The sequence below is a fragment of the Nocardia arthritidis genome, assembly GCF_011801145.1.
Classification (GTDB): domain Bacteria; phylum Actinomycetota; class Actinomycetes; order Mycobacteriales; family Mycobacteriaceae; genus Nocardia; species Nocardia arthritidis_A.
This window is the reverse complement of record NZ_CP046172.1, coordinates 8,252,698-8,274,749: the sequence shown is the minus strand read 5'-3', so window position 1 is coordinate 8,274,749 and position 22,052 is coordinate 8,252,698. Positions and strand designations below refer to the sequence as shown.

Here is a 22,052-nt window from a genome sequence, read left to right as displayed (position 1 = left end):
GCCGTCTACATCCTCGGTTGTCGAATCCCGTGCATGTGATTCCATGATTCCAGTCAGGAGCGCACGATGCTCAGAATCTCGGTTACGAGTACGTCTACATCCTCGGAAGTCCTAGCTTCCACGTTCAGCCGCAGCAGCGGCTCGGTATTCGAGGCACGCAGATTGAACCAGGCATCGTCGGGCAGCTGCACGGTGACGCCGTCCAGCCGGTCGACCGAGAGGGCACGGCCCTCGTAGTTCTTCAGCACAGCCATCGTCCGCTCCTTCGCGTCCGCCACTGTGGAGTTGATCTCTCCCGAGCTCGCATATGTTGCATACGAGGAGCCGAGTTCGGACATCGGCCGGTCCTTCTCGCCCAACGCGGCCAGCACATGCAGCGCGGCGAGCATGCCCGAGTCGGCGCCCCAGAAATCGCGGAAGTAGTAGTGCGCGGAATGCTCACCGCCGAATACCGCACCGGTGGCGGCCATCTCCTGCTTGATGAACGAATGACCGACCCGGGTGCGCACCGGGGTGCCGCCCAGCTCGGTGACCAGCTCGGGCACCGCCCGCGAGGTGATCAGATTGTGGATGATCGTCGCGCCCGGCTCCTTGACCAGCTCCCGCTCGGCCACCAGCGCGGTGATCGCCGACGGCGAGACCGGATCGCCCTTCTCGTCCACCACGAAGCACCGGTCGGCATCGCCATCGAAGGCCAGGCCGATATCGGCGCCCGATTCGACCACCAGCCGCTGCAGATCCACCAGATTCTTCGGATCCAGCGGATTGGCCTCGTGATTGGGGAATGAGCCGTCGAGTTCGAAGTACAGCGGCACCACCTTCAGCCGCGGAAGAGTGCCGAGCACCGCGGGCACCGTGTAGCCGCCCATGCCGTTGCCCGCGTCCACCGCGACGGTCAGTTCCCGGATACCGGTCAGGTCGACCAGCCCGTGCAGGAACTTCGCGTAATCGGGCAGCAGGTCGACGGTGGTCTCCGTGCCCTGCGGCCCGTCGAAGGCCGGTACGCCGTCGACGATTTCGGCCTTGATGGTGGCCAGTCCGGTGTCCTGGCCGACCGGCAGCGCATTGGCCCGGCACAGCTTGATGCCGTTGTAGCGGGCCGGATTGTGGCTGGCGGTGAACATGGCGCCCGGGCATGCGAGGTGGCCGGAGGCGAAGTACAGCTGGTCGGTGGAGGAAAGTCCGATATGCGTCACGTCGAGGCCCTGCGCCCGCACACCCTCGGCGAAGGCCGCCGCCAGGCCGGGGGAGGATTCGCGCATATCGTGCCCGATGACGATCCGGGTCGCGCCCTCGCCGCGCATCAACCGCGCGAACGATGCGCCGACATCCCCGACGAAGTCACCGTCGATCTGTTCTCCGACCACGCCACGAACGTCGTAGGCCTTGATCACCGCGTTCACGAATTCGGCAGAGCGGGCGACTGTCATGGCCACCACACTAGTGTGCGCGCCCGCTCAGGCGAATTCTTGTCCGCCTCCCCGAGTCTTTTCGCCGGTCGTGAGAGCCGCGAGACTCTCGTACCGGTCCGGCGGTTTCTTGCTCGGTCGGTTCTGGGCGTACCCGACGAGTTACCCATGTACTCACGAAATCAGTTGTCGCGGTTCCGATTCCATGGCGAGCGCGGACATTCCGTCAGCTGGGCGGGTCGGGGAGGACCCGCAGATGTCCGCGGCGTCCGGTGCGCTGGGCCCGCTGGGCGGGCGGCGGATAGCCGGTGTAACCGCGCTGCTGCCGTTCCGGCTCCGGCGCGCGGCGCCGCAGCCCGGCCTCGCGCACCGCCTCCGCCAATGCGGTGAGGTCGTCGTCATCCGGTGTGCTGGAAGAGAATCCGCCCTCGTGCCGAACCAGCTCCCAACCCTTGGGCGCGGTAATCCGGGAACCGTGTGTTTCGCACAGATCCCAGGAGTGCGGTTCCGCGACGGTCGCCAGGGGGCCCACCACCGCGGTCGAATCCGAGTACACGTAGGTGAGCGTCGCGACGGCCGGATTCTTGCAGCCGGGTCGGCAGCAACGACGCATGGGGATCACGCCGATGAGAGTAACCCCCCTGACCGTCGGATGGGGAGCGGACACGCCTCGGCGGAGGTGAATTCCGCGGCGGACAACCGAATTCGGACGCCGTTACTCCGCTTCCGGATCGATGACGTCCGGATCGACGCCGAGATAGGTGGCCACCTGTTGGACCAGGACCTCGCGTAGCAGGTCCACCAGGTCGTCCGGATCGCTGGCGCGCAGCTCGAGCGGTTTGCGGAAGAGTACGACCCTGGCGCGGGTCGCCGCGCCGTGCCGGTCCACCCCGGCCGGGATGAGCCGCGACAGCGGTACCGGTCCGTCGGCCACCACCTCGTCCGGCCAGGTGACCGAATCGGGGTGCAGCGGACGGATTTTCGGCACATCGTCGACCGCGATGTCCAGTTTGGTGAGCCGGTCGTGCCAGCGGGTGTCCAGCGGTGCGAATGCCTCGAGCACCAGCCGGTCGAATTTCTGCCCCCGGGTGCGCCATGCGGGCACCGTCGGCGGCAACATCGGCCCGCGTACTCCGCGCCCACGGCGGATCACCGACCGTGCGGTCGGCGGACGACGCTTCCGAGAACGAGCCATGCTACGAACTTAGGCCAGCCCGCCCCGGCCACGCTTCCCAGGGCGGGGCGGGGCCGGCCTTGGAGAAGGTCTAGCTGATACCGCGCTTGAGGCGGCGGCGCTCCCGTTCGGAGAGTCCGCCCCAGATGCCGAAGCGCTCATCGTGGGCGAGTGCGTACTCCAGGCACTCGTCCCGGACCTCGCAGCCCATGCAGATCCGTTTCGCCTCCCGCGTCGAGCCGCCCTTCTCGGGGAAGAACGCCTCCGGATCGGTCTGCGCGCACAGGGCACGTTCCTGCCACTGTTCCTCGATGGACTCGAACATCTCGTCGAAGCCCGTGACGACCAGGCTGAGCCGGGGCGCCGAGACTTCGCTACCCCCCTCTCGTTCCTTCCGGCCGTTGTCTGCACAGACGCCACGTGCTGCGCCTGCGGTGGAATCGGTCGGCGAGACCAGCTCATTGGCCATCGCTCCGCCTCCTCACTGTGTGTTAGCGCAGAATGATTATTTCCGTCGGACCAACACGCACACCGACGGCACTACCCCGCGACGTAGTCCCGCGGACATCCCCGAGCTCGTCACCCCGATGGGAACATCTGTTCGAAAATCCGTCCGCGCCTTGAACTCTCGCGCGAACCCGGAATGACATGACTGTGATTAGACACGCCGTACGTGTCGATGGTCAAGCCGCCGACGCTATTCCGTTACTATCCGCGCCCGCATTCCAGTTCGATCTTGAAGTGCCATTCGGCAAATGACCAGCAAATATGGGGTGAATCGCGGTTCGGCGGCTACCGCATAGGCTGTGCGGATGTGAGTGGACAACACGCGGGCACCGCGCCCGCAAGCGGACCCCGGATCGCCGTCCTGGTCGGCGGAGTGGGTGGCGCACGATTCCTGCAGGGCGTCAGGGAACTGCTTCCGCAGGCCGATATCTCGGCCATCGTCAACGTCGGCGACGACGTCTGGATGCACGGCCTTCGCATCTGCCCCGACCTCGATACCTGCATGTACACCCTGGGTGGCGGGATCGATACCGAGCGCGGCTGGGGCCGGGTCGGCGAAACCTGGCACGCCAAAGAGGAGCTGGCCAACTATCGGGCGCAGCCGGATTGGTTCGGTTTGGGCGACCGTGATATCGCCACCCATCTGATCCGCAGCGAAATGCTGCGCGCCGGGTATCCGCTCTCGGCGGTCACCGAGGCGCTGTGCAAGCGGTGGCAGCCCGGCGTGAAACTGGTGCCGGCAACCGATGACCGATGCGAAACACATGTCGTTGTGACCGACCCGGAGAACCCTGGCGAACGTAAAGCGATCCATTTTCAAGAGTGGTGGGTTCGGTACCGCGCGGGCATCGAGACCCATGGATTCGCCACAATTGGGGCGGAACAAGCCAAACCGGCACCAAATGTGACAGAGATCATATCGGCCGCCGATGCGGTGTTGCTCGCCCCGTCGAACCCGGTTGTGAGCATCGGATCGATACTTGCGGTACCGGGTATTCGCGGCGCGTTGCGCACCACCGAGGCCAAGGTGGTCGGGCTGTCTCCGGTCATCGACGGAAAACCGTTGCGCGGCATGGCCGATGAATGCCTGTCGGTGATCGGCGTCGAAACCTCGGCGGAGGCGGTCGGCCGCTACTATGGCGCGCGCTCGGAGACCGGGATCCTGGACGGTTGGCTGGTGCACACCACCGATTCCGCCGAGGTGCCCGGCGTCGAGGTGCGCAGCGTGCCGCTGCTCATGACCGATCCGCAGACCACCGCCGAAATGGCCCGCGAGGCATTGGAATTGGCTGGAGTGAAATGACCGCGTTGCCCGATCACGCCGCATCCGAACTGCGCATCCTTCCGGTTGTCGGCCTACCCGAATTCCGGCCCGGCGACGATCTGGTCGCCCAACTCGCCGACAAGGCCCCTTGGCTGGCCGACGGCGACATCCTGGTCGTCACCAGCAAGATCGTCGCCAAGGCCGAGGGGCGCATCGTGGCCGCCCCACTCGATCCGGAGGAGCGCGACGCCGCCCGCCGCGAACTCGTCGCCCGCGAGGCGGTGCGGGTGCTCGCCCGCAAGGGTCGCACCCTGATCACCGAGAACCGGCTCGGCATCGTGCAGGCCGCGTCGGGGGTGGACGGCTCCAATGTCGAACAGGGCGAATTGGTGCTGCTGCCAACCGATCCCGACGCCAGCGCCAAGGCGCTGCGCGAGGGCCTCGCCGCGCGGCTCGGGGTGAACGTGGCGGTGGTCATCACCGACACCATGGGCCGGGCCTGGCGCAGCGGCCAGATCGACGCCGCCATCGGCGCCGCGGGCCTGCGGGTGCTGCACGACTACAACGGCGCCGTCGACGGACAGGGCAACGAACTGCACGTCACCCAGGTGGCCATCGCCGACGAACTGGCGGCGGCGGCGGATCTGGTGAAGGGCAAGCTCGGCGGCGTCCCGGTGGCGGTGGTGCGCGGACTGCCGGTCACCGACGACGGATCCACCGCGGCCGATCTGCTGCGCACCGGCACCGACGACCTGTTCTGGCTCGGCACCGCCGAGGCGATCGACAAGGGCAGGCGCGAGGCGGTGCTGCTGCGCCGGTCCATTCGCCAATTCGCCGATACGCCGGTGGATCCCGAGCGGATCCGGGCCGCGGTGGCGGTGGCGCTCACCGCGCCCGCGCCGCATCACACCCGGCCGGTGCGGTTCGTCTGGGTGCGCGAACCCGGGCTGCGCAAGCAGCTGCTGGAGGCGATGGCGGATAAGTGGCGCGCCGACCTCGGCGGCGACGGCCGCACGCCGGACAGCATCGAGCGCCGGGTGGCCCGCGGCCGGATCCTGTTCGACGCGCCGGAGATGATCATCCCGTTCTGCGTGCCCGACGGCGCGCACGACTATCCGGACGAGCGCCGCCGCGCCGCCGAGCGCACCATGTTCACCGTCGCGGTCGGTGCGGCCGTACAGGGCCTGCTGGTGGCGCTGGCCACCGAGGGCATCGGCAGCTGCTGGATCGGGTCCACCATCTTCGCGCCGGAGATCACCCGTGCGGTGCTCGGCCTGGAGGCGGACTGGAATCCGTTGGGCGCCATCGCGATCGGTTATCCGCCGGAGGAGCTCGCACCGCGGCCCGTGCCCGCACCGGATTTCGGGCTCGTCGAGCTGTGAGTGCTGAATCGCTGCACAAGTCGGCCGTCGTGCTGCTCGAAACATGGCAGCCGCCAACGGATTCCGATCGCGCGCTGACGGTCGCGCTGCTGGCCTTCCTGGATTCGGCCCCGCGCGGCTGCCTGCGCGAGTACGCGCCGGGCCACATCACCGCATCGGCGCTGGTGTTCTCGCACGACGAGCGCGAGGTGCTGCTGACGCTGCATCCGCGGGTCGGGCTCTGGATCCAACTCGGCGGCCACTGCGAGGAATTCGACGAGACGGTGTCCGATGCGGCGCTGCGCGAGGCGATCGAGGAGTCGGGCATTCCCGGCCTCGAACTCGACCCGGGACTGTATGGGGTGCAGGCACATTCGATCACCTGCTCGCTCGGCGTCCCGACCCGGCATCTCGATCTGCTCTTCCGAATTCGTGCGCCGAAGGGCGCGGAGCCGGTGCACAGCGCCGAATCCACCGATCTGCGCTGGTGGCCGGTCGACGCGTTGCCGAAGGATGCGGAGGTGCCGCTGCGCGGCTGACGCCCAGGGTGGTTTACAAATGATCTGATTTGTCTAGACATACGACAAATCGATCTCTATCGTCCATTTCAGTAGTACTGCGCGTCACACCTGACGTGCCGCTGGAATGGAGACAACGATGTCCACGGATACCGACAGGTCCGGCGCGCGAATCACGGCACCGGCCTGGCGCGACCGCAAGCGCTATCTCTGGCTCTGGGGCCTGTTCGCCCCGACCGGCCTGTTCACCATCGGCCTGCCGCTGGTGTGGGCATTCAACGAAATCGGTTGGCATCGGGCGGCGCAGGTGCCGTTCTGGCTCGGCCCGATCCTGGTGTATCTGCTGATTCCGTTGGCGGACATCTGCTTCGGGCCCGACGGCGACAACCCGCCCGACGAGGTGATGGAGTATCTGGAGAACGACAAGTACTACAGGTACCTCACCTACCTGTACCTGCCGTTCCAGTACGCGACGCTGATCATGGCCTGCTATCTGATCGCCGCGCCGAACCTCGGCTGGCTCGGCATCGATGGCGGCCTGCATCTGGTCGACAAGATCGGGCTGGCCGTCACCGTCGGCATGATCGGCGGCATCGGCATCAACACCGCGCACGAATTGGGCCACAAGAAGGTGGATCTGGAGCGCTGGCTGTCGAGAATCGCACTGGCGCAATCGTTCTACGGTCACTTCTACATCGAGCACAACCGCGGCCACCACGTGCGCGTCGCGACACCCGATGATCCGGCGAGTTCCCGTGTGGGCGAGACGTTCTGGGCCTTCTGGCCGCGGACCGTATTCGGCAGTCTGCGCTCGGCATGGCGGTTGGAGCGGGCCCGATTGGCGCGGCTGGGCAAACGGCCGCTGAGCCCGCGCAACGAGGTGTTGAGCGCGTGGGCGATGTCGGCGGTGCTGTGGGCGGCGCTCGTCGCGGTATTCGGCATCGGGGTCCTGCCCTACCTGGCGCTGCAGGCGGTGGTCGGCTTCAGCCTGCTGGAGGCGGTCAACTACCTGGAGCATTACGGCTTGGTCCGCCAACGCACCGCATCCGGACGCTACGAACGTCCCGCGCCGGTGCACAGCTGGAACAGCGACCACATCGTCACCAATATCTTTCTGTACCACCTGCAGCGGCACAGCGACCATCACGCCTATCCGACCCGCCGCTACCAGACGCTGCGCAGCTGGGACGGCGCACCCAACCTGCCGAGCGGCTACGCGAGCATGATCCTGCTCGCCTACTTCCCGCCGCTGTGGCGGCGGGTTATGGACAAGCGCGTGCTGGCCCACTATGGCGGTGACATCACCCGTGCAAATATTGATCCGGCCAAGCGGGACAAGGTGATCGCCCGCTATGGCCACGCCGGAGTTCGATCATGAGCGCATATCGTTGCCCTGTTTGCGGTTACGTCTACGACGAGGCGAAAGGCGCACCGCGCGAGGGGTTTCCGGCGGGCACGGCGTGGGCGGCGGTACCGGATGACTGGTGCTGTCCGGACTGCGGGGTGCGGGAGAAGGTTGATTTCGAACCAGTTGGGATCGTGAAGTGACGGAATACAAGCTCTACCAATGCGTTCAGTGCGGCTTCGAATACGACGAGGCCAAGGGCTGGCCGGAGGACGGCATCGCCCCCGGCACCCGGTGGGAGGATATTCCGGACAACTGGAGCTGCCCCGACTGCGGCGCGGCCAAGTCCGACTTCTACATGGTCGAGATCGAGCGTTCGTGAAGTCGGCCGGGCGTTTTGACTAGGTCGGCCTCCCGTGCCAGTGTCGCTGCTATGCCGCGTACCGGAACCCGGATCCCCTACCAGGAGGCGGCGCGGGAGCTCCTGCGCACCTCGGTGCTGGATGCGATGCGCGAACTGCTCACCGAGCGGGACTGGTCCAAGATCACCCTCGGTGATGTCGCGGCCAGGGCCGGGGTCAGCAGGCAGACGCTGTACAACGAATTCGGTTCTCGCGCGGGCCTGGCGCAGGCCTACGCGCTACGCCTCGCCGACGATCTGGTCGATCACGTGGATTCGGCGATCGCCAACAACGTCGGCGACGCGCGGGCCGCGTTCAAGGAGGGGCTGGCCGGTTTCTTTCTGGACGCCGCCGCGGATCCGCTGGTGCGCTCGCTGCTGGCCGGCGAGGTGAAGTTGGATCTGCTACGGCTGATCACCCTCGATGCCGGACCGTTGCTCGACCGGGCGACCGAGCGGCTGTCGGTCGCCTTCCAACAGAGTTGGGTGGCGGCGACGGCCGAGGAATCGGATGTCATCGCGCACGCGCTCGTCCGCATCGCGCTGAGCTACATCCCGACGCCGCCCGCCCCGGGCCGCAACGCGCCCGCCGAGCTGAGCGCGTTGCTGAGTCCCTATGTCGAGGCGATCTTGGCCGCCCGGGAGGCGAGCCGCTGAAGCGGCGATATTCCAAATATCGGTAGCGGCGCGTATGCGGTGACCTGCGCCACATTAGGGCACCCTTAAAAACCGACTGGACGGGATGTAATTGATCCCACGTTTAGTCGTGCCCGGGGCCTGTAACGGACGTAAAGTCTGCAAGTATTGTCATGCGACGGAGAAAAGGTACATATTTAGGCGGGCATACGTGCAAACGGTTGGCAAACCGGCGGGTTCACCTGACCCGAAGCGTCACCTGTGGGTTCTCGGATTGATCGCTCCCGCCTCCGCGCTACTCCCGTCCCAGCTCGTCCTGCACACCGGGGCGCCGGTGTTCTGGTGGATCGGGCCGATCATCGTGCTGATCGCCATCCCGGTCCTCGACTGGGTGGTCGGCGAGGACGGCAGCAACCCGCGCGACGAGGACTACGAGTTGCTGTCGAATGACCGGTATTACCGGTGGTGCACTTATCTGTTCCTGCCGGTGCAGCTGATCGGTCTGATCATCGCCGCCGCCATGTGGGCGGGCGAGGAGTTGAGCTTCGTCGACAAGCTGGGTCTGGCGGCGACGCTGGGTTTCGTCAGCGGTATCGGGATCAACGCCGCGCACGAATTGGGCCATCGGGTAGAGCATTTGGAGCGTTGGCTGGCGAAAATCGCGCTGGCGCAGTCGGGTTACGGTCATTTCTTCGTCGAGCACAATCGCGGTCACCATGTGCGGGTGGCCACGCCGGACGATCCAGCGAGTGCGCGGTTGGGTGAATCGCTGTGGGAGTTCTTGCCGCGCAGCGTGATCGGCGGTTTCCGCTCGGCCTTACCGCTGGAACGCGACCGCCTCGCCCGCAAGGGCCACGGCTGGTGGAGCGTGCACAACCACATCCTGCAGGCGTGGTCGATGACGCTGGTGCTGTTCGGCGGGCTGGTCGCCGTCTTCGGCTGGCGCGCGCTGCCGTGGCTGCTGCTGCAGGCGGTCATCGGCATCGGTCTGCTGGAGACGGTGAACTACGTCGAGCACTACGGCCTGCTGCGGGCCAAGCGGCCCAACGGACACTGGGAGCGCTGCTCGGCGCGGGACAGCTGGAACAGCGACCGGCTGGTCACCAATATCTTCCTGTTCCACCTGCAGCGGCACAGCGATCACCACGCCAATCCGGGCCGCCGGTACCAGACTCTGCGCAGCTCACAGGTGGCGCCGCAGCTGCCCGCCGGATACGCGAGCATGATCCTGTTCGCGGCGCTGCCGCCGCTGTGGCGGGCCGTGATGGATCATCGGGTGCTCGCACACTACGGCGGCGATGTCACCCTGGCGAATATCCAACCGCGCAAGCGCCGACGTATCCTTGCCGCGTACGGAGCAACCGTCTGACGGTTGCACGATCGCACAACTTGCGCAGCCGGACGGGTCCGTCGGTAAGCCTGCGCAGGCCGGAGCGCAGCCGGTATGGCCACTTCGGCTCCCGAGGTATTCAGGCGGCTAGCCTTGCCTCGGTACCGACACATTCAGGAGAGGCTGAAAGAGGCAGATGACGACCTCAGAACTTCCCGCACGTACCACCCTCACCGCCGATGTCCGCAACGGCATCGATTTCAAGGTGGCCGACCTGTCGCTGGCCGAGTTCGGCCGCAAGGAGATTCGCCTCGCCGAGCACGAAATGCCCGGTTTGATGGCGCTGCGCCGCGAATACGCCGAGGTGCTGCCGCTGAAGGGTGCGCGCATCTCCGGCTCGCTGCATATGACCGTGCAGACCGCGGTGCTGATCGAAACCCTTGTGGCCCTTGGCGCTCAGGTGCGCTGGGCCTCCTGCAACATCTTCTCCACCCAGGACCACGCGGCCGCCGCGGTCGTCGTCGGACCGCACGGCACCGTCGACGAGCCGCAGGGCGTTTCGGTCTTCGCCTGGAAGGGCGAGACCCTGGAGGAGTACTGGTGGGCCGCCGAGCAGATGCTCACCTGGCCCGGTGAACCCGCCAATATGATCCTCGACGACGGCGGCGACGCCACCATGCTGGTGCTGCGCGGCGCCCAGTTCGAGAAGGCCGGCGTGGTGCCGCCGGAGGACGACGACCACTCCGCCGAGTACAAGGTGTTCCTGAACCTGCTGCGCGAGCGGTTCGAGACCGATAAGACCAAGTGGGGCAAGATCGCCGAATCTGTCCGCGGCGTCACCGAGGAGACCACCACCGGTGTGCTGCGGCTGTACCAGTTCGCGGCGGCGGGTGAGCTGGTGTTCCCGGCGATCAACGTCAACGACTCGGTCACCAAGTCCAAGTTCGACAACAAGTACGGCACCCGGCATTCGCTCATCGACGGCATCAACCGCGGCACCGATGTGCTCATCGGCGGCAAGAAGATTCTGATCTGCGGCTACGGCGATGTCGGCAAGGGCTGCGCGGAATCCCTTGCGGGACAAGGCGCCCGGGTGCAGGTCACCGAGATCGACCCGATCAACGCACTGCAGGCGCTGATGGACGGCTTCGACGTCGTCACCGCCGACAAGGCCATCGGCGAGGCCGATATCGTCATCACGGCCACCGGCAACAAGGACATCATCACCCTCGATCACATGAAGGCGATGAAGGACCAGGCCATCCTCGGCAATATCGGCCACTTCGACAACGAGATCGATATGGCGGCGCTGGAGCGTTCGGGCGCAACGAAATTGAATATCAAGCCGCAGGTGGACCTGTGGACGTTCAAGGAGTCCGGCAAGTCGATCATCGTGCTGTCCGAGGGCCGTCTGCTCAACCTCGGCAACGCGACCGGCCACCCGTCCTTCGTCATGTCGAACAGCTTCTCCAACCAGGTGATCGCGCAGATCGAACTGTGGACCAAGCCCGAGGAATACGACAACGAGGTCTACCGTCTCCCCAAGCACCTCGACGAAAAGGTGGCCCGCATCCACGTCCAGGCCCTCGGCGGTGAACTCACCAAACTCACCAAGGACCAGGCCGAATACATCGGCGTAGATATCGAGGGCCCGTACAAGCCCGACCACTACCGCTACTGATCCAGTCCCGCGAAGGCCGCCGGCACCGAAAGGTCCCGGCGGCCTTCGTGTTCTTACTCCATGCCGGGGCGTCGTGTCGGGCGCTGACCAGGTAAGGTCGCTGCTCATGGGTGCGTTGGTTGCGGTCGAGGGGCTGGACGGCGCGGGGAAGCGGACGTTGATCGACGGCGTCGTCGATGGGCTGCGGGCCGGGGGCGCGAAGGTGGAGACGCTCGCGTTTCCGCGGTACGGGCATTCGGTGCACGCGGATCTGGCGGCGGAGGCGCTGCGCGGTGCGCACGGCGATCTGGCCGATTCGGTCAACGGGATGGGTTTGCTGTTCGCGCTGGATCGGTACGGCGCCCGCGATGAGCTGCTGAAGTTGTTGGCGGACAACGACATCGTGATCTTGGACCGATATGTGGCCTCGAACGCGGCATACAACGCGGCCCGGCTCGGCCAATCCGCCGGCGGCGAAATCGTCCGCTGGGTGGGCGAATTGGAATTCGAACGCTTCGAATTGCCGGTGCCCGCGCTACAGGTGCTGCTCGACGTGCCGACCGAGGTGGCCGCCGAACGCGCGCGCAGGCGCGGTGAACTCGATTGTGACCGCGCACTGGACGCATACGAACGCGATGGTGCACTACAACAGCGCACCGCCGCCGTTTATTGTGAATTGGCCGAGATGAACTGGTACGGACCCTGGTCCGTGCATACGCCCGGTGACGATACGGCAACGTTTGCTGCGCGGCTCACCGAAATCATTGCCCGATAGGGTTGGATGTGCGCCGATGGGTCACGACTGTAGGCGTGGCGGCCCGATCCGAGCCGGAGAGATGACAACATAGTACTTATGAAGCCGAAGATTCTGGTCGTCGACGACGATATGGCGCTCGCTGAGATGCTCACGATCGTCTTGCGCGGGGAAGGGTTCGACCCGCATGTGGTCGGCGACGGCACGCAGGCGCTGGCGGCGGTTCGCGAGATCCGCCCCGATCTGGTGTTGCTGGACCTGATGCTGCCCGGCATGAACGGCATCGATGTATGCCGTGTGTTGCGGGCCGATTCCGGGGTCCCGATCGTGATGCTCACGGCGAAGACGGACACCGTCGACGTCGTGCTCGGTCTGGAGTCCGGTGCCGACGATTACATCGTCAAACCGTTCAAACCGAAGGAGCTCGTCGCCCGAGTGCGGGCCCGCCTGCGCCGCACCGAGGAGGAACCGGCCGAACTGCTCTCGATCGCCGATATCGTCATCGACGTGCCCGCGCACAAGGTGACCCGCGGCGGACAGCAGATCTCGTTGACCCCCTTGGAATTCGATCTGCTGGTGGCGCTGGCGCGCAAGCCGCGTCAGGTGTTCACCCGTGAAGTCCTGCTGGAGCAGGTCTGGGGTTACCGGCACGCCGCCGATACCCGGTTGGTCAACGTGCATGTGCAGCGGCTACGCGCGAAGGTCGAGAAGGATCCCGAGAACCCGGAGATCGTGCTGACCGTCCGGGGAGTCGGCTACAAGGCCGGACCCCCGTGATCGGTGAGCTGTACCGGAAGCTCGAACGATCGCTGGCACCGGTGGTGGCCTGGTTCCAGTCGGTCGGTATCGCCCTCGGCCACCTGTGGCGTCGGTCGCTGCAACTGCGCGTGATCGTTTCGACGGTCACCCTGTCGCTGATCGTCATCACGATTCTCGGCGTCGTGCTCACCAGCCAGATCACCGATCGACTGCTGGACGCGAAGATCAACGCGGCCGTGGAGGAGATGGACCGCGCCCGCAATACCGTGCAGAGCCAGCTGGCCGGTGTGCGCGATATCGGCACCCAGCAGTCGCGGCTCGCGGACGCACGCAACGCGCTGTCGAACCGCGGCGGCACCGGCCAATCCACCGGTGCCGCAGGCACTTTCGATTCCGCGCTGAGCATCGTCGGCGGCACCCCGCAGCAGCAGATGTCGTCGGGGCCGATTCAGGAGGTGCCCGACGAACTGCGCCGATTCGTCCTGCGCAACCAGGTGAGTTATCAGTTCGCCACGGTCAACGATCCGGACGGATATCACGGCAGGGCGCTGATCATCGGCAGTCCCAGCGCCGAAATCCCGACGCTGGAAATCTATTTGATCTTCCCGCTCGCCAGTGAGGAGAGCAGCCTGCAGCTGATGCGCAGCACCATGTTCGTCGGTGGTGCGGTGCTGCTGATCCTGCTGGCGGCGATCACCGCGCTGGTCACCAGGCAGGTGGTGCTGCCGATCCGGTCGGCGGCCAGGATCGCGGGCCGCTTCGCCGACGGCAGGCTCAAGGAACGCATGCTGGTGCGCGGCGAGGACGATATGGCGCGGCTGGCGCAGGCCTTCAACGAAATGGCCGAGAGTCTGTCCAACCAGATCGGCCAGCTGGAGGAATTCGGAAATCTGCAGCGCCGCTTCACCTCCGACGTCAGCCATGAGCTGCGCACCCCGCTCACCACGGTGCGCATGGCCGCGGATCTGATCCACGGCAGCAGCGACGAACTCGATCCGGCGCTGGCCCGCAGCGCCGAACTGCTCGTCAACGAGCTGGACCGGTTCGAGGGTCTGCTCAACGATCTGCTGGAGATCAGCCGCCACGACGCGGGCGTCGCCGAACTGCAGGTGGAATCGCTCGATGTGCGAATGTGCGCGCGGGCCGCGATTTCCACGGTGCGGCACCTGGCCAAGGATGCCGGCACCGAGGTGATCATCGACCTGCCGGACGATCCGCTGGTGGCGGAGGTGGATCCGCGCCGGGTGGAGCGGGTGCTGCGCAATCTGCTCGCCAACGCCATCGATCACAGCGAGGGCAAACCGGTGCTGATCCGGATGCGCGGCGATCTGGATGCCAACGCGGTCTCGGTGGTGGTGCGCGATCAGGGTGTCGGTCTGCGGCCGGGGGAGGAGAAGCTGGTCTTCAACCGGTTCTGGCGGTCCGATCCGTCGCGGATGCGGCGTTCCGGCGGAACGGGTTTGGGACTTTCGATCAGCGTCGAGGACGCGAATCTGCACGAGGGCAGGTTGGAGGCGTGGGGCGAGGTCGGCGTCGGCGCCAGCTTCCGGCTGACGCTGCCGCTGGTGCGCGGCAAGAAGCTCGGCGCGAGCCCGCTCTCGCTGGAGCCGCCGCCGCGCAAGGCCGCGCCGTTGCGTGCGGTCGAGGACGGCGAGAGTACGGATTCCTTTGCGGCGGAACCGGATTCGCCTGCCGAGCGGCCTGTCGTGGATTCCGATGGCCCTGTCGTGGATCCCGATGGCACAGGGGCGAATTCATCGGGCGGTGCATCGAATTCTAATGGGGCCGAGTCGAATTCGATCGGCGCGGCGGAACGGCCCGCCGGAACCGATGCCCGGCCGAGCGGAAACGGGGCGGCGCCCGCGCCCAGCGGTGACGCCGTATCCGCCGAAGGCCGGGACGTACAGTGATGAGGGTGCGTCACCGATATCCGCGTCGGCGCCGGGTGTACGCGCTCGGCGCGGCGCTGTTGGCGCTGCTGGCGCTGAGCGGATGCGCCAACCTGCCGGAATCGACCGCGCCGCAGGCGCTCGGCACCATCAACCGCCAGCCCACCTCGGACGGCCCGCCGCCGCCGCTGCAGGGCCGCGATCCGGATCTGCTGCTGCGCGACTTCCTGGTGGCCAGTGCCGATCCGGCGAACAAGCATCTCATCGCCAGGCAGTTCATGACGCCCGAGGCGTCGACGCACTGGGACGACACGTCTAGCACGGTGATCGTGGAGAAGCCGGACACGCTGCGCGAATCCCGCACCGGCGACAAGGCGACCTATGTGATCCGGGCGCGCACCGTCGGCGAGCTGTCCGCCGACGGCGCGTACCGGGCGGTCAGCGATCCGTTCGAGAAGAAGATCGAGATGACCAAGGTCGACGGCGAATGGCGCATCGACGATCCGCCCGACGGCGTGGTCATGGACTCGACGGCCTTCGCCAAGTTCTACCGCCGCTACGTGCTGTATTTCGTCGATCCGACCGGCACCACCCTGGTACCGGATCTGCGCTGGATCGCCGTGCCGAACGGCCAGCTGACCCAGCGGCTGCTCGCCCTGCTGAACGCGGGAACCCAGCCCGCGCTGACCCCGGTGCTGCGCAACGAGCTGGCCGCGCCGGTGGCCATCCACGGTCCGATCACCAAGGCCAACGGTGATGCGGAGGATGTCGGCATCGGGCTCGGCGGCGTGCATATCGACTTCTCCGGCGCCGCCGGACTGGCCCCGCACGATCGGGAGCTGTTGGCAGCGCAGGTGGTGCTGACCCTCTCGGGTGCCGGCATTCTCGGGCCCTACCAGATCTCGGTCGACGGGAAGCCGCTCGACGAGCGGTACGCGGCGAACGGTTACACCGTCGCCGACGTCGAGGCGTTCAGCCCGGCGACCGGCGCGCAGAACAAGATCGGCCTGCACGCCCTGCGCGGCGGCGGGCTGGTGCAGGTCGAGCCGAACGGCAGCATCACCCCGACGCCCGGATACTTCGGCGCGGTGAACAACCTGCAGTCGGTGGCGCTGTCCCCGGACGGTCAGCTGGTCGCCGCGGTCGCGGCCACCGGACGGCCCGCGCCGGATCCGGCGCAGACGTTGATGATCGGCAGCTATGGCGGCAGCGCGTTCCCGGTCGTCGAGGGCGGCTCGATCAGCAGGCCGTCCTGGAATTCCGACGGCACCGCCGCCTGGGTGGTGGTGGACGGCGAGCGGGTGATCCGGGTGGTCAACGATCGCGCCACCGGCACCGTATCGCGGCAGGATGTCGACATCTCCGCGCTCACAAACGCGAATTCTTCACTGCGCCTACCGATTACGGAGCTACGGGTGTCCCGTACCGGAGTGCGCGCCGCGCTCGTCGCCGACGGCAAGGTGTACGTCGCGGTGATCGAACGTCATCCGGACGGGACATACGCGCTGACCTCGCCGCTGCCGATCGGGGTGACGCTCAGCACCCGCGCGGTCTCGCTGAGTTGGCTCACCCCCGACACCATCGCCATCGCCAGGGAGGGCAATGTCGATCCGGTCTCGACCGTTTCGATCGATGGCTCACAGCTGGTCCCGCAGACCGCGCGAAATCTGACGCCGCCGGTGCGGCTCGTCGACGGCTCGGGCGACCACGAATACGCCGCGGATGCCCGCGCGGTTCTGGAGCTGGCCTCCGCGCCGGATGTCGGCGACGCCTACTGGCGCGAGCTGCCGAACCTGGGCGCCAACGCGGTTCCGGTGCTGCCGGGCTGAAACACGCCGGGTAGGGACGCGCGGAACGGCCCGCGCCGCTGCCGCAGAATCTGCCGATGCGCACGCTGCTGGATCTGATCCTGCCCGCGGCCTGCGGCGGCTGCGGGACCGCCGGCGTCGGCTGGTGCGCCGACTGCGCGGCCACGCTGGCCGCGGTGCCGCGGCGGATTCATCCGCGCACCGATCCCGGGGTGCCGTGCTGGGCGCTCGGCCCGTACTCGGGCCCGGCCCGCCGCGCGGTGCTCGCCGCCAAGGAGCAGGGCCGCCGCGATCTGGCCGAGCCGCTCGGCCTGGCGTTGGCCCTGGCGCTGGCCCGGTTGCGGGCGAAAGACCGCCCGCTGGTGCTGATTCCGGCGCCCAGCCGGCGGGCGGCGGCACGGCGCCGCGGCGGCGATCCGGTGGTCCGTGCCGCGCAGGTGGCCGCGGGATGGCTGCCTGATAGCCAAGTGGTACCGATGTTGCGGGTGTGGTGGGGTGTGCGTGATTCGGTGGGCTTGACGGCCGGTGAGCGACAACACAATCTACGCGGGCGAATTATGGTCCCGCGCAGGTACGACAAGGCTGCGTCGTTCACCGAAAACACCGAGGTCGTGCTGGTAGACGACGTGCTGACCACCGGTGCGACGGCATGCGAATCGATCCGCGCGCTGGCGCGGGTAGGGCTGCGCCCATGTGCCGTTCTGGTGACGTGCGGCGCTTGACTCCGGGAAATTTGCGTGAACACTGGCGGACCGCCCAATGTCGTACTAGCGTCGCGATCACACACCGAACGGAAGTTTGGAGGTGGCGCCTCGGACAACTTGTGCCGAGCGAATCGTCGATCGGCACGGCAAATCCCGCCGCACGTGAATCGGTATGTGCGGCCATATCCGGGAGGTACGCGTGACGACGTCATCACGACCCATGGCAGATGTAACGCCCTCGATGCTCAGCACCAATCCCATGCAAATGGGTGAGCTGGACCAACCCGCGGGCCAGACGCGCGAGCCGCGCGCCGACGTTGTAGTGAAAGGACGCAACGTCGAGGTTCCCGACCATTTCCGAATCTATGTCGCGGAGAAGCTCTCCCGACTCGAACGCTTCGATCCGTCGATCTTCCTCTTCGATGTCGAGCTGTTCCACGAGCGCAACCGGCGGCAGCGCAAGAGCTGCCAGCGCGTCGAGATCACCGCGCGCGGTAAGGGCCCGATCGTCCGGGCCGAGGCCTGCGCCGACAGTTTCTACGCCGCACTCGAGTCGGTGACGGCGAAGCTGGAGAGCCGACTGCGCAGGACCAAGGATCGGCGCCGGGTGCACTACGGCGAGAAGACCCCGGTCTCCGTCGCCGAGGCCACCGCAGACCTGATAGACGACTCACTGTTCGCGCTGGCCAACGGGTCCGCGCATGAGCACGACGGCCACCGCGCCGAGTCGGCGCAACCCGCCGAGTACGCGGGTCCCGGACATATCGTGCGCACCAAGGTTCATTCCGCGACCCCGATGTCCGTCGACGACGCCCTCTACCAGATGGAGCTCGTCGGCCACGACTTCTTCCTCTTCCAAGACCGGGAGACCGACCGACCGTCGGTCGTCTACCGTCGCCACGCCTTCGACTACGGCCTCATCCGGCTCGCATAGGTCAGGCGTTTCCCCGGCCGGTCACGCACCGGCCGGGATCAGATTTCACAGCCGCCCATCGCGGAAAAATGTCTTGTGTAGCAACGAGTTTCGCCGCGGTGGGCGCATTGCCTGGAGCATTACCAGATCGGCGAAGGTCTCCGCGTCGCGTTCGCGGGCGGTGCCGTAATCGGTGCGGCCGAGCACATGTGCGATCGATTCCAGCGAGATCGACGGCAGCAGTTCGGCGACGGCGGCCAGCGTCTGTTCCGGTAGGGGTTTCGGGGGTTCCGGTTCCGCGCCGTGCCCGAGCAGCATGTGGCCGAGTTCGTGCACCACGATGTGTTCGGCATGCCACCGGGTGGTGTCGGCGCCGTAGACGATGACGTCGCAGTCACGCTTGGCGATCCACAGGCCGCTGCCGGTGCCGCAGCCGCTGCCGGACAGCACGCCGGCCCCGATCGGATGCAGGCTGATCGGCCGTCCGCGGTATGCGGCGACCGCCTCGACGTAGCCGGTCAGATCCCAGGGTTGAGGAATCGATACGGTTTTGGATAGCTCCTGGAACCGTTGTTCGATACCGACCATGCGACGCGATCTCCCTACTGCAGCCTTGCATTGGGAGACGATGGTACCGAGTCGGCGCGGTGCGAGCGACGTGCTGTGGTCGGAGGTTCCGAGGTATCGAGCGGGGGTGACCGGGCCTAACAGTCGGCGATGATCTGGGTCAGCGTCGCCTGGTCGATATCGCCGCCGCGCAGCGCGATACTCGCCACATTCGCATCCCGCATGGTGGCGAGCAGTTCCAACTCCCGGTCGATGGCGGCCGCCGCGGTTCCGGTGGTGGTGAGGTAGTCGGGGGCGACGCCGAAGGACTGCGCGATCGCCGCGAGCACCTCGAGATCCGCCGGGGTCCAATCGGTCAGGTGATCGAGTTCGCCGCTGCGCAGCCGCTCCAACTGTGCGGCATCGATCGGGCGGGTGAGCCGGGCGGTGACGTGTTCGGCCACCGCCTCGATGCTGCGCTCCGGGGCCGAGCGCGGATGTACGACCGCGAAGAGCCGGTTGATCTTATGGCTCAAGGTCAGATCCGTCTGATCGTCCATCGTCACGCTCCCTTACCGTTGCGCGCCGCCCGTGCCCCGTTGGCCGCCTGCCAGCGCAGCCGGAACCGGGTTTCGGTGGCGGCATCCACCGTCTCGGCGCGGCCGGCCAGCCAGCGGCGGTAGCGGCGCTCCTCGAATTCCGTCTCGTCATCCGCCTCCGCCGGGGTTTCCAGCAGATGTGCGAAGGCCATTTCGACCAGGGGGTGCAGCTGCCTGCCCGGGCCGCCGTTGCGTTCCAGCATGGTGGTCGCGTAGCGCGCGGACAATTTGGACACCACCCGGTTGAGCTCCGAAATCGCCGCCACCACATGGGGATCGGTGGTGCGGCCGCGTTCCACCGCGTCGTTGAGTTTGCCGGAGGCGGCGAGCAGTCCGGTCAGGTCGGCGATGTCGAAGGGGATCGAATCCGGGCCCGCCACAACGGATTCGCCCGTCTGCGGTGGGTCGGCCGGCTCGTCTGCGGTGGGGGTGCCGCCCGCGTAGGTGCGGGCGGCGCTGCCGGGCACCCAGCGCAGCGGCCCGTCGAGTTTGTTCAGCGTGCTGATGCTGATCGTCGCGGTGCCGTCCTCGATCTTGCGGATCGTGGGCGCGGATGGGCCGCCGAGATCCCCGATCTGGATCTGGGTGAGGCCGAGCTCGTCGCGGCGTTCCCTGATGATGCGGCCGAAGCGCTTCTGCCGCGACGGCTCCGAAGTGCGCTGCATAGTGGGCTTCATGGTAGTTCCATCCGGCAGCCGAAGCCAACTTTGTAGAAAGCATTTGAGAACTTCATCGAAATATTGCTACTGTCGAAGGGCGCCGAGTGGCACCATCGCCCGGCCTTGCGGTTCCGGAGCGGGCAGGGGCGTTCGCCGGAACGAGCGCCCCGGTCTGTTGCGCAACGGCGCGCGGCAGACCGGCTCAGCGGCATCTGGAGGGGATCGCTGAGCTGGTCTCCGGTCGAGCCTCGCGATGCCACTCGGCGCGAGGAACTTCGCGTCCGCCGAAATACCGTTACTCCGGGTACTGGTATCTCGTCGGGGTTCATGAGTAAATCGATCAGTGATGATTGATTTCGCGAGGACATGGGTAACTCGTCGGGCACGCCCAGAACCGGGCCAACGAACCTCGCCGTCGGCCCGCAACGTGGGTCTCGCCGCTCTTGCGACCGGCAAGAGGCGCGGAGAGGCGGACTAGCATGGCTTCCTACGCTGCTCGCCGTGCTGTTATCGTCGCCGGGGCGCGGACTCCGTTCCGCAAGGCGTTCACCGATTTCACGCGGATGGATTCGATCGCGCTGGCCGATGCCGCCGTCGCCGGACTGCTCGAGCGCACCGCGCTGCCGAAGGATCAGGTGCAGGCGATCGTGTGGGGCGGGGTGATCCTGCCGAGCGCCGCACCGAATATCGCCCGCGAAATCGCGCTCGACCTCCGCCTCGATCCCGGCTGCGAGGGTTACACCGTCACCAGGGCGTGCGCGTCCGGCCTGCAGGCGGTGACCGCGGCGGCCGCCGCCATCGAACGCGGCGAATACGACGTGATGATCGCCGGCGGCAGCGATTCCACCAGCAATGCCGAGGTCAAGCTGCCGCAGAAGGTGGTGCACGCGGCCGCGCCGCTCGCGCTCGGCAAGCCGAAGCCGAAGGACTACCTTTCGGCGGTCGCGCAGCTGGCGCCGTTCACCGATATCGTGCCGCGGCGGCCGAAGATCGCCGAGCGCACCACCGGTGAGGTGATGGGCGAATCGGCGGAGAAGATGGCCCGCATCCACGGCATCGGCCGAGCCGAACAGGACGAGTTCGCCGCCCGCTCACATCAGCGGGCCGCCGCGGCAATCGATTCCGGCCGCTTCGACGACGAGGTGCTGCGGGTACGCACACCCGACGGCAAGGAGATCAACCGCGACGGGCTGGTGCGCGGCGACACCACCGCCGCGAAACTGGCCAGGCTGAAGCCGGTCTTCGCGGCCGACGGCACCGTCACCGCTGGCAATGCCAGCCCGCTCACCGACGGTGCGTCGGCGGTGCTGTTGATGAGCGAGGAGCGGGCGCGGGCACTCGGCTACCAGCCGCTGGCCGCCTTCCGGTCCTGGAGTTACGTCAGCGTCGACCCCACCGATCAGGTGCTCATCGGTCCGGCCATCTCCATGCCGCGCGCGCTGGACAAGGCCGGAATGTCCTTGGCCGACGTCGATTTCGTCGATATCCACGAAGCCTTTGCCGCACAGACACTTTCGGTGCTCGCCGCGCTGGCCAGCGACGAATGGGCCAAGACCAGGCTGGACCGGGACACCGCCGTCGGCGCGGTCGATATCGACCGGTTGAACGTGCACGGCGGCTCGGTCTCGCTGGGGCATCCCTTCGGCGCGACCGGCGCGCGGATGGTCACCACCATGGCCAACGAGCTGGCGCGCAGCGGTAAAAACGTTGCGCTGCTCGGTATTTGCGCGGCCGGTGGCATCGGGGCCTCGGCGGTTCTCGAACGCATCTGAGCCGCAAGGTTTTTCGGTAAAAGCGAAGACGCCCATGGAATACCA

Annotated in this window: 23 protein-coding genes; 16 read left to right on the top strand and 7 right to left on the bottom strand. The window is 66.9% G+C overall.

Annotated features, from left to right (window positions below; genetic code table 11):
• Positions 1-53 precede the first annotated feature (53 nt).
• The 4 genes from F5544_RS37390 to F5544_RS37375 form a co-directional block, all read right to left on the bottom strand.
• Positions 54-1,430 (bottom strand): phosphomannomutase/phosphoglucomutase, encoded by a 1,377-nt coding sequence (locus F5544_RS37390; protein WP_167477525.1) that lies wholly within the window; start codon positions 1,428-1,430, stop codon positions 54-56.
• Between the two features lie 205 nt (positions 1,431-1,635).
• Positions 1,636-2,022 carry a DUF3499 domain-containing protein gene (locus F5544_RS37385; RefSeq protein ID WP_167479744.1) on the bottom strand — a complete coding sequence of 129 codons (387 nt, stop codon included), beginning with the start codon at positions 2,020-2,022 and terminating at the stop codon, positions 1,636-1,638.
• 102 nt (positions 2,023-2,124) lie between these two features.
• Entirely contained in the window at positions 2,125-2,604 is a 480-nt protein-coding gene (locus tag F5544_RS37380) for a metallopeptidase family protein (protein ID WP_167477524.1), read from the bottom strand.
• 70 nt (positions 2,605-2,674) lie between these two features.
• A complete protein-coding gene (locus F5544_RS37375; protein ID WP_041561325.1) occupies positions 2,675-2,908 on the bottom strand; it encodes a WhiB family transcriptional regulator in 234 nt (77 codons plus the stop codon).
• 489 nt (positions 2,909-3,397) lie between these two features.
• Between F5544_RS37375 and cofD the strand changes: the two genes are divergently transcribed.
• The 15 genes from cofD (at position 3,398) to hpf (ending at position 18,452) form a co-directional block, all read left to right on the top strand.
• On the top strand, positions 3,398-4,393 hold the full coding sequence (gene cofD, locus F5544_RS37370; RefSeq protein ID WP_225724951.1) for a 2-phospho-L-lactate transferase: 996 nt from the start codon (positions 3,398-3,400) through the stop codon (positions 4,391-4,393).
• Positions 4,390-5,736 carry a coenzyme F420-0:L-glutamate ligase gene (locus F5544_RS37365; RefSeq protein WP_167477523.1) on the top strand — a complete coding sequence of 449 codons (1,347 nt, stop codon included), beginning with the start codon at positions 4,390-4,392 and terminating at the stop codon, positions 5,734-5,736. The genes cofD and F5544_RS37365 overlap by 4 nt, the downstream gene beginning before the upstream one ends.
• A complete protein-coding gene (locus tag F5544_RS37360) occupies positions 5,733-6,254 on the top strand; it encodes an NUDIX hydrolase (RefSeq protein WP_167477522.1) in 522 nt (173 codons plus the stop codon). Before F5544_RS37365 ends, F5544_RS37360 begins: the two co-directional genes overlap by 4 nt.
• Before the next feature lie 118 nt (positions 6,255-6,372).
• Positions 6,373-7,611 carry an alkane 1-monooxygenase gene (locus F5544_RS37355; protein WP_167477521.1) on the top strand — a complete coding sequence of 413 codons (1,239 nt, stop codon included), beginning with the start codon at positions 6,373-6,375 and terminating at the stop codon, positions 7,609-7,611.
• Positions 7,608-7,781 carry a rubredoxin gene (locus F5544_RS37350; protein ID WP_167477520.1) on the top strand — a complete coding sequence of 58 codons (174 nt, stop codon included), beginning with the start codon at positions 7,608-7,610 and terminating at the stop codon, positions 7,779-7,781. Before F5544_RS37355 ends, F5544_RS37350 begins: the two co-directional genes overlap by 4 nt.
• On the top strand, positions 7,778-7,960 hold the full coding sequence (locus F5544_RS37345; protein WP_167477519.1) for a rubredoxin: 183 nt from the start codon (positions 7,778-7,780) through the stop codon (positions 7,958-7,960). The genes F5544_RS37350 and F5544_RS37345 overlap by 4 nt, the downstream gene beginning before the upstream one ends.
• Positions 7,961-8,011: 51 nt before the next feature.
• Complete coding sequence (locus tag F5544_RS37340) at positions 8,012-8,635, top strand: TetR/AcrR family transcriptional regulator (protein ID WP_167477518.1); 624 nt, start codon at positions 8,012-8,014, stop codon at positions 8,633-8,635.
• Positions 8,636-8,888: 253 nt separating this feature from the next.
• Positions 8,889-9,983, top strand: a complete 1,095-nt coding sequence (locus F5544_RS37335; RefSeq protein WP_238846862.1) for an alkane 1-monooxygenase — start codon at positions 8,889-8,891, stop codon at positions 9,981-9,983.
• A 157-nt stretch (positions 9,984-10,140) separates the two neighbouring features.
• Entirely contained in the window at positions 10,141-11,625 is a 1,485-nt protein-coding gene (gene ahcY / locus F5544_RS37330) for an adenosylhomocysteinase (protein ID WP_167477517.1), read from the top strand.
• Positions 11,626-11,731: 106 nt separating this feature from the next.
• Positions 11,732-12,379 (top strand): dTMP kinase, encoded by a 648-nt coding sequence (locus F5544_RS37325; protein ID WP_167477516.1) that lies wholly within the window; start codon positions 11,732-11,734, stop codon positions 12,377-12,379.
• 78 nt (positions 12,380-12,457) lie between these two features.
• Positions 12,458-13,135 carry an MtrAB system response regulator MtrA gene (mtrA, locus tag F5544_RS37320; RefSeq protein ID WP_011211146.1) on the top strand — a complete coding sequence of 226 codons (678 nt, stop codon included), beginning with the start codon at positions 12,458-12,460 and terminating at the stop codon, positions 13,133-13,135.
• Positions 13,132-15,027 (top strand): MtrAB system histidine kinase MtrB, encoded by a 1,896-nt coding sequence (gene mtrB, locus F5544_RS37315; RefSeq protein ID WP_275106993.1) that lies wholly within the window; start codon positions 13,132-13,134, stop codon positions 15,025-15,027. The genes mtrA and mtrB overlap by 4 nt, the downstream gene beginning before the upstream one ends.
• Positions 15,027-16,835, top strand: coding sequence for an MtrAB system accessory lipoprotein LpqB (gene lpqB / locus F5544_RS37310; RefSeq protein ID WP_167477515.1), 1,809 nt, complete (start codon positions 15,027-15,029; stop codon positions 16,833-16,835). Before mtrB ends, lpqB begins: the two co-directional genes overlap by 1 nt.
• 56 nt (positions 16,836-16,891) lie before the next feature.
• Positions 16,892-17,536 carry a ComF family protein gene (locus F5544_RS37305; protein ID WP_167477514.1) on the top strand — a complete coding sequence of 215 codons (645 nt, stop codon included), beginning with the start codon at positions 16,892-16,894 and terminating at the stop codon, positions 17,534-17,536.
• 241 nt (positions 17,537-17,777) lie between these two features.
• Positions 17,778-18,452: a ribosome hibernation-promoting factor, HPF/YfiA family gene (gene hpf, locus F5544_RS37300; protein WP_167479740.1), complete on the top strand. Its 675-nt coding sequence runs from the start codon at positions 17,778-17,780 to the stop codon at positions 18,450-18,452.
• A gap of 45 nt (positions 18,453-18,497) precedes the next feature.
• Here hpf and F5544_RS37295 read toward each other — a convergent pair whose 3' ends face one another.
• The 3 genes from F5544_RS37295 to F5544_RS37285 form a co-directional block, all read right to left on the bottom strand.
• Positions 18,498-19,019, bottom strand: a complete 522-nt coding sequence (locus F5544_RS37295; protein ID WP_167477513.1) for a hypothetical protein — start codon at positions 19,017-19,019, stop codon at positions 18,498-18,500.
• A 116-nt stretch (positions 19,020-19,135) separates the two neighbouring features.
• Positions 19,136-19,537: a hypothetical protein gene (locus F5544_RS37290; RefSeq protein ID WP_167477512.1), complete on the bottom strand. Its 402-nt coding sequence runs from the start codon at positions 19,535-19,537 to the stop codon at positions 19,136-19,138.
• A 2-nt stretch (positions 19,538-19,539) separates the two neighbouring features.
• A complete protein-coding gene (locus F5544_RS37285; protein ID WP_167477511.1) occupies positions 19,540-20,253 on the bottom strand; it encodes a helix-turn-helix domain-containing protein in 714 nt (237 codons plus the stop codon).
• A 461-nt stretch (positions 20,254-20,714) separates the two neighbouring features.
• On the opposite strand from F5544_RS37285, the gene F5544_RS37280 reads away from it, so the two are divergent.
• Positions 20,715-22,007 (top strand): acetyl-CoA C-acyltransferase, encoded by a 1,293-nt coding sequence (locus tag F5544_RS37280; protein WP_167477510.1) that lies wholly within the window; start codon positions 20,715-20,717, stop codon positions 22,005-22,007.
• Positions 22,008-22,052: the final 45 nt, after the last annotated feature.